Here is a 6,437-nt window from a genome sequence, read left to right on the forward strand (position 1 = left end):
CGAGCGGGTTGTATCTCCACCGCCTCCACCTGTAGGTCAGTGAAGCCAAGCAACATTTCAATCGTAGAAGTATCCATATCTGCAATTTAGAGACAACACACTATAATGCCTGATGAACCGTTTTTTTATTTCAGTTTGCAAAACTGGAACATACTTGTTTACAATTCCCCATATTATCTCATCTGATACCGTATCATAACCATGAATAATTCGGTTTCTTACGTCAACCATTTTTTTGGAATTAGATATTAATATCTTTTGATCTTTTTTTAATATTCGATTCATTGCCTCTCCAATTATCTCAATGTTTCGCTCAACAGCACGTTTTGTTCTCAAATCAAGCTGATAATCTGCAAATGTTTTAGGACCGTCAATGAAAAAGCTTTCAATTTCATTTATCGCGTTCAAAATATCAAAAAGCCACGTCTTAACGTCATTATCCATATAAGAGTTGCCTTTGTTGATTCACTGCTTGTCTAAAGTAAGGATTTTTTATAGCCTTTTCTTCCAAAAGGTCAATGGATCTTTTCAGAATATCTTGCAGCGAAAATTTAAAATCAAAATAATTATCAGCATAATCTGCTACATCCACATTATCAAAATCAACAATCAAATCTATATCACTGTCATCATTAAATTTTTCTGTCAAAATAGACCCAAAAGCATACAACCGTCTTACTTTGTGCACTTTACAAAGTTGGATAATCATATTAATATTTTGACTAAGCAGATTCACATATTTGGTATTTACAACATTTGTCACCTCGAAGCTATCAATTGTCGCCAACACGGCTGTAGGTTCAATTTTATTTAGCACTATATTCTAAATTCCCTTTTGCAAGATTATGTATTTCACAAAGTACTTGAAGATTTTCTAAAACTGTTTCTCCGCCTTTTGACCAAGGAAAAATATGGTCAAAATGAATACTATTACCAGTAACAGTAACACCGCAAAGTCGGCATTTATTTCCATCCCTCATTAATACTTGAACTTTTAATCTTTCACTTGGTTGTCTTTTAGTTTTGTGTTTAAAAACAAGTTCGGCTTCTTGAGTTAGCTCAGGTATATTTTCTTCAATTTCTTGATTCCGGTCGTCTCCTGACTCAACAAATTCTATAAAAGCTTCAAGTGCTTTTCTCCAAGTTCCGAAATTTCGTTCATAGGGTTTGACTGAATATTTTGATAACGGTGCTTTGAACTCATCATATAAAGGTTGTCTTCCTAATTGTATCCAGACATCTTCAATATTTTGGAATAATTCTCTTTCACTTACATTAAATTTTAAAGTAACTTTCAATCCGGCTTTTTCTAAGACTTGATTCCACCTTCCAAATCGTTTTTGTACTGTGGAAGAACTATATTTTCCCTTTCCCTGATATTCTTCTTGTGTCAATTTATCGGTTTTAAGAAGATTAGCCACTTTTCTAAGATCATCTAAAAAATCCTGTTCTGTTGAATTCCTATTATATTTGTTTAATTCAAATTTCATAATTGTAAGTAACTTAATTTTCCAGTCTTGTCTTATATTCAATGTATGTGAAGGCTAATCCTTCCCAACCAAGTCTGCGTTTGCAGTGCAATTAAGTTGGCTTTCTTTCTAAACCCCAAAATGCTGCGTTTTAAACTTATTAGCTTTTTATCAAAGCTGAAGTGTCAATTTTAGATGGCCGCCGAGACCTTGCTGAATTATTTTCATTAAAGTCGAAAGTCTAATATCGGAATTGTTATTTTCAATTCTTGAAATATATGATTTGTTTGTCCCACACTTTTCAGCCAATTCTTCTTGTGTCATTCCCAATTTAATTCTTGCTTCTTCAAGTAAAACCCCAAGTCTAAATGCTTCAAATTGCTGTTCCCATTCTTCTCTCTTGGGTTCTCCATTGATACCATATTTTTTATCAAGAATTTGGTCCAATGTCGTAATGTTGTCTTTATTTTTCATTTTGGTATTCCTCCATTATTTTAAGTGCTTTTTCAATCTCTATTTCAGGTGTCTTCTGTGATTTCTTTTAAAATCCGTTCCCAAGAACTACTAAGTTACCTTTATCAAAAAAAGAAAAAATACGATAAATATTACCCCCAACTTCTACTCTGACTTCATAAAGCCCTTTTGTTCCTTCCAAATGCTTAAAATATTTCTCAGGGACTTGTTGAGTTATACGAATTAAATTCAAAGTCCATTCAATTTTTCTTTGAACGTTATCAGGTAATTCTTCGTAAAAGTCAAGGAAATAGTTTTTATAGGCGATTACCTGTCTTATCATACTTTTACAAACCCAAAGTTAACTAATTGGACAACTATTTGCAAGGTTATTGCTAATACTGCCCAATTCAATACATCCCACTTATTAGTAATGGGATGATACTGAGTAGGTTTATCTCTATTCATCAAGCCACAGGAGAAAGCACACTCACAATTTGTCTCCGAATGGCTTCTGCGGTAATCGGCATCCCGTCATAGTTCAGGATTTTGATCAGTTTTTTTGGATTGGCTTCCAACTCATTAATCAATAGCGTTCTAAACTGCGCATCTCGATTTTGCTCAATTACAAATATTTGGTCGTGGGTCTCAATGAACTGCTCAACCGACTCATGGAAAGGAAAAGCGGTTGCCCGCATAGCATCCAACACAATCCCTTCTTCTTCTTTCAACAAATCCATGGCTTCCAAAGCTGCGTAGGTAGTGGTTCCGAAAAAAATCATACCTATATTGGTTTGATTTTCAGTTTGATAAAACTCCGGTTTGGGCGTAATTTCTTTAGCCGTATCCCATTTTTTCAACAAACGGTCAAGTACTTCGGCATTTTTCACTCCATCTTCGGTATAGCGAGCGTATTCGTCGTGCGAAGTTCCGCGCGTAAAGAAGGACCCTTTGGTCGGGTGCGTTGCCGGAAGCGTACGGTACGGAATTCCGTCCCCATCTACGTCCAAATAACGCCCGAATTTCTTACCCATTGCATCTAACGCATCCAAATCTTCGGCCGAATAGACTTTGCCTCGGTCATAAACGCGAGTATCATCCCAAGCAAGGGGAGCCGAAAGGTGTTCGTTCATTCCCAAATCCAAATCCGTCATCAAGATAATCGGCGTTTGAAGGCGTTCCGCCAAATCGAACGCATCGGCCATGAAATCAAAACATTCTTTAGGGTTGCTTGGAATAAGCAATACCTGCTTGGTATCCCCGTGCGAAGCATAGGCAGCTAACAACAAATCCGATTGCTGCGTACGCGTAGGCATCCCCGTGGAGGGGCCGCCCCGTTGTACGTCTACCAATACGGCAGGAATTTCAGCAAAATATGCTAATCCCAAAAATTCATTCATCAGCGATAGCCCGGGACCACTCGTTGCGGTAAAGGCACGTGCACCGTTCCAGTTGGCACCCAATACCATCCCAAAAGCCGCCAACTCATCTTCAGCCTGTACAATTGCCACTTTTTTAAGGCCCGTTTCAGGATCAACTCGCAAACGATTGGCATATTTCCCAAACGCTTCTACCAAAGAAGTCGAAGGTGTAATCGGATACCAACCAGCAACGGTTGCCCCGGCAAAAACAGCTCCGATTCCGCAGGCAGTATTTCCATCAATCACGATGCTGTCACCTACCAAATCGCGGCGTTCAACGCGCAGATTCAACGGATGATCGTAGTTTTCCTGAATATATTTTACCCCCTCCATCATTGCCTGAACGTTCGGCTCAATGAGTTTAGGCTTTTTCTTGAATTCGTCCGCAATAATTCCTTTGACTACCTCCAATTCAATGTCCAACAATGCCGCCAAAGCTCCTACATAAATCATGTTTTTGAACAATTGGCGCTGACGTGCATCCTGATAAAGCCGCATACAGATTCCAATCATTGGAACTCCGACATAGTGAATGTCTTCTCTGAGGTAATCTTTATGCAAGGTTTTGGTATTGTCATACATAAAATAACCTCCCGATTTCACCGAAGCAATGTCCTGCTTCATGCTCTGTGGATTGACACACACCAACACATCTACCCCCTCACGCCGTCCTAAATACCCTTTTTCACTTACGCGTACTTCGTACCATGTAGGCAAACCCTGAATATTAGATGGGAAAATATTTTTGGCAGTTACGGGGATACCCATTCTGAAAATGGACATCGCAAACATATTATTCGCACTCGCCGAACCCGTTCCGTTTACGTTGGCAAATCGTACTACTAAGTCGTTAATTCCTGTAAGATTCCGCATTGATTACCTGCTTTGGTGACTGAATATAAATATTTCTGCATATCCCAAGCTGAGGTGGGACAGCGTTCGGCACAAAGGCCACAGTGAAGACAAACATTTTCATCTTTTACCATAACACGCCCCGTTTTGAGCGAGTCTGACACGTATAAATCCTGAGACAAATCATTGGCGGGAGCCAGCAAACGCGTCCGCAAATCCTCCTCTTCGCCGTTGACGGTGAAGGTAATACACGAAGTAGGACATACATCCATACAGGCATCACACTCAATGCATTTATTCTCCGTAAAAACCGTCTGTACATCGCAGTTGAGGCAACGCTGCGCTTCTTTAAAGCCGGTATCCTGGCTAAAGCCCAATTCCACTTCTTTTTTACGGTCTTTCAACGTTAATTTTTTATCAGCATGGGGGACCTTGTAACGAATATCGGTCGTAACATCGCTATCATAAATCCACTCGTGAATCCCCATTTTTTGACTGATCAGATTGGTAAAAGGCGATGGACGGTCGTGGAGAGATTGTTGGTTGCAAAACAAATCAATCGAAACGGCAGCCGAATGTCCCTGCGCTACGGCAGTAATCACATTTTTAGGACCCATGGCCGAATCACCGCCAAAGAATACATTCGAAATCGTAGATTGAAACGTAGTTTCGTCTAACACCGGCAAGCCCCATTCGTTGAATTCCAGTCCTAAATCGCGCTCAATCCATGGGAAAGAGTTTTCCTGTCCAATTGCCACCAATACATCGTCGGCTTCAATTAAAACATCGCCTTCACCCGTCGAAACAAGTGTCCGCTTGCCATTTTCGTATTTAGCTTCTACTTTCTCAAAAGTCATACCTTTTAGAATGCCATCTTCCACTACAAACGATTTGGGAACGTGGCATTCTAAAATCGGAATATCTTCGTGAAGTGCATCTTCGATTTCCCAAGGCGAGGCTTTCATTTCTTTGAACGGGCTGCGAACCACTACCTTCACCTCATCCCCGCCTAATCGGCGCGAAGTACGGCAGCAATCCATGGCAGTATTTCCTCCGCCCAGCACGATTACTTTTTTGCCAATTTTTGCTGTATGTTCAAAAGCTACACTTGCCAGCCATTCAATACCGATATGGATATTGGCCTTGGCATCCCAACGTCCGGGAAGTTTTGCTAAATCTTTACCTTTAGGTGCTCCCGTTCCTACAAAAACGGCATCATATCCTTGGTTCAACACCTCGCGAAGACTTTCCACACGGGTATTGAAATGAGTATGAATGCCCAAATCCAAAATAAAATTGACCTCTTCGTTCAATACACTGTCGGGCAAACGAAACGATGGAATTTGGCTCCGCATCATTCCACCGCCTTTAGTTTGGTCGTCATACAGATGAATTTCGTACCCCAAAGGAGCCAGGTCACGCGCAACGGTTAGAGCAGCAGGGCCGCCTCCGATGAGGGCTATTTTCTTGCCGTTGGGCAGAAAAGGCCCTTGCGGCATAAATTCTTTTATATCGCCTTTGTTGTCGGCTGCTACCCGTTTGAGGCGGCAAATTGCCACGGGTTCGTCTTCAACACGCCCGCGTCGGCAGGCAGGCTCGCAGGGGCGGTCGCAGGTGCGACCTAATACGCCGGGAAAAACGTTGGATTCCCAGTTGACCATATATGCTTCGGTGTATCGTTCGGCAGCAATGAGCCGAATGTACTCAGGTACGGGAGTATGTGCCGGACAAGCATATTGACAGTCCACAACTTTGTGGAAATACTCCGGGTTTTTGATGTCTGTCGGTTTCAAGGAGGTATGGTTTGAATAGCTAATTACGCAAGTTAGTCAAGATTAAGTCACAAATCAATACAGAAACGTGCGCTTTTTAAAAGATGAGAAGTTGGATAATTTCTTGGGTATATTCATTAGTGGGTTATGCTCAATTAATGATTTTTTGGCAATTACGGGATTTTGTCCAGAATTACAAAGGCACTATTATTCAAAAGTTACTTAACGGTTTTGATAGAAAATGTTTGGTAAATAGTCATACCGGCATTTCATAAATCCTGACCCAATGGCACTTACAACAAACCTACCAAAGTAACAAATAAAAGCCAAATAGTACAAAATATATCATTTCGGGTGTACGAATGAATGCAGGGAATTACTAAATTAGCCTAAAAAAAGGCAATGGATAAGCACAAAGCTACTGAGATTTTACTTGCAAAATTGGCAGAATGGGAATCAAAGCCCAAAAC

The 6,437-nt window shown here is 40.6% G+C and carries 7 protein-coding genes; all 7 read right to left on the reverse strand.

What is annotated here, in order from left to right:
• Window positions 1-57: 57 nt before the first annotated feature.
• Window positions 58-444 carry a DUF86 domain-containing protein gene (locus Q0081_RS06575; protein ID WP_298350520.1) on the reverse strand — a complete coding sequence of 129 codons (387 nt, stop codon included), beginning with the start codon at window positions 442-444 and terminating at the stop codon, window positions 58-60.
• Window positions 437-709 (reverse strand): nucleotidyltransferase family protein, encoded by a 273-nt coding sequence (locus Q0081_RS06580; protein ID WP_298350522.1) that lies wholly within the window; start codon window positions 707-709, stop codon window positions 437-439. Before Q0081_RS06580 ends, Q0081_RS06575 begins: the two co-directional genes overlap by 8 nt.
• A gap of 97 nt (window positions 710-806) precedes the next feature.
• Entirely contained in the window at window positions 807-1,490 is a 684-nt protein-coding gene (locus tag Q0081_RS06585) for a homing endonuclease associated repeat-containing protein (protein ID WP_298350524.1), read from the reverse strand.
• Window positions 1,491-1,640: 150 nt separating this feature from the next.
• Window positions 1,641-1,943, reverse strand: a complete 303-nt coding sequence (locus tag Q0081_RS06590; RefSeq protein WP_298350525.1) for a helix-turn-helix domain-containing protein — start codon at window positions 1,941-1,943, stop codon at window positions 1,641-1,643.
• A gap of 67 nt (window positions 1,944-2,010) precedes the next feature.
• Entirely contained in the window at window positions 2,011-2,265 is a 255-nt protein-coding gene (locus Q0081_RS06595) for a type II toxin-antitoxin system RelE/ParE family toxin (RefSeq protein ID WP_310586479.1), read from the reverse strand.
• 124 nt (window positions 2,266-2,389) lie between these two features.
• Window positions 2,390-4,216, reverse strand: coding sequence for a 2-oxoacid:acceptor oxidoreductase subunit alpha (locus tag Q0081_RS06600; RefSeq protein ID WP_298350527.1), 1,827 nt, complete (start codon window positions 4,214-4,216; stop codon window positions 2,390-2,392).
• The gene (locus Q0081_RS06605; RefSeq protein ID WP_298350528.1) at window positions 4,186-5,988 is read right to left on the reverse strand and encodes an FAD-dependent oxidoreductase; all 1,803 of its coding nucleotides are present in this window, start codon (window positions 5,986-5,988) and stop codon (window positions 4,186-4,188) included. The genes Q0081_RS06600 and Q0081_RS06605 overlap by 31 nt, the downstream gene beginning before the upstream one ends.
• Between the last annotated feature and the right edge of the window lie 449 nt (window positions 5,989-6,437).

It is taken from the genome of Runella sp., from assembly GCF_027484545.1.
Classification (GTDB): Bacteria; Bacteroidota; Bacteroidia; order Cytophagales; family Spirosomataceae; genus Runella.

Coding starts and splice junctions, on each gene's coding strand:
- Q0081_RS06600 (WP_298350527.1), bottom strand. CDS start 4,216: ATGCGGAATCTTACAGGAATTAACGACTTAGTAGTACGATTTGCCAAC.
- Q0081_RS06580 (WP_298350522.1), bottom strand. CDS start 709: ATGATTATCCAACTTTGTAAAGTGCACAAAGTAAGACGGTTGTATGCT.
- Q0081_RS06590 (WP_298350525.1), bottom strand. CDS start 1,943: ATGAAAAATAAAGACAACATTACGACATTGGACCAAATTCTTGATAAA.
- Q0081_RS06595 (WP_310586479.1), bottom strand. CDS start 2,265: ATGATAAGACAGGTAATCGCCTATAAAAACTATTTCCTTGACTTTTAC.
- Q0081_RS06575 (WP_298350520.1), bottom strand. CDS start 444: ATGGATAATGACGTTAAGACGTGGCTTTTTGATATTTTGAACGCGATA.
- Q0081_RS06585 (WP_298350524.1), bottom strand. CDS start 1,490: ATGAAATTTGAATTAAACAAATATAATAGGAATTCAACAGAACAGGAT.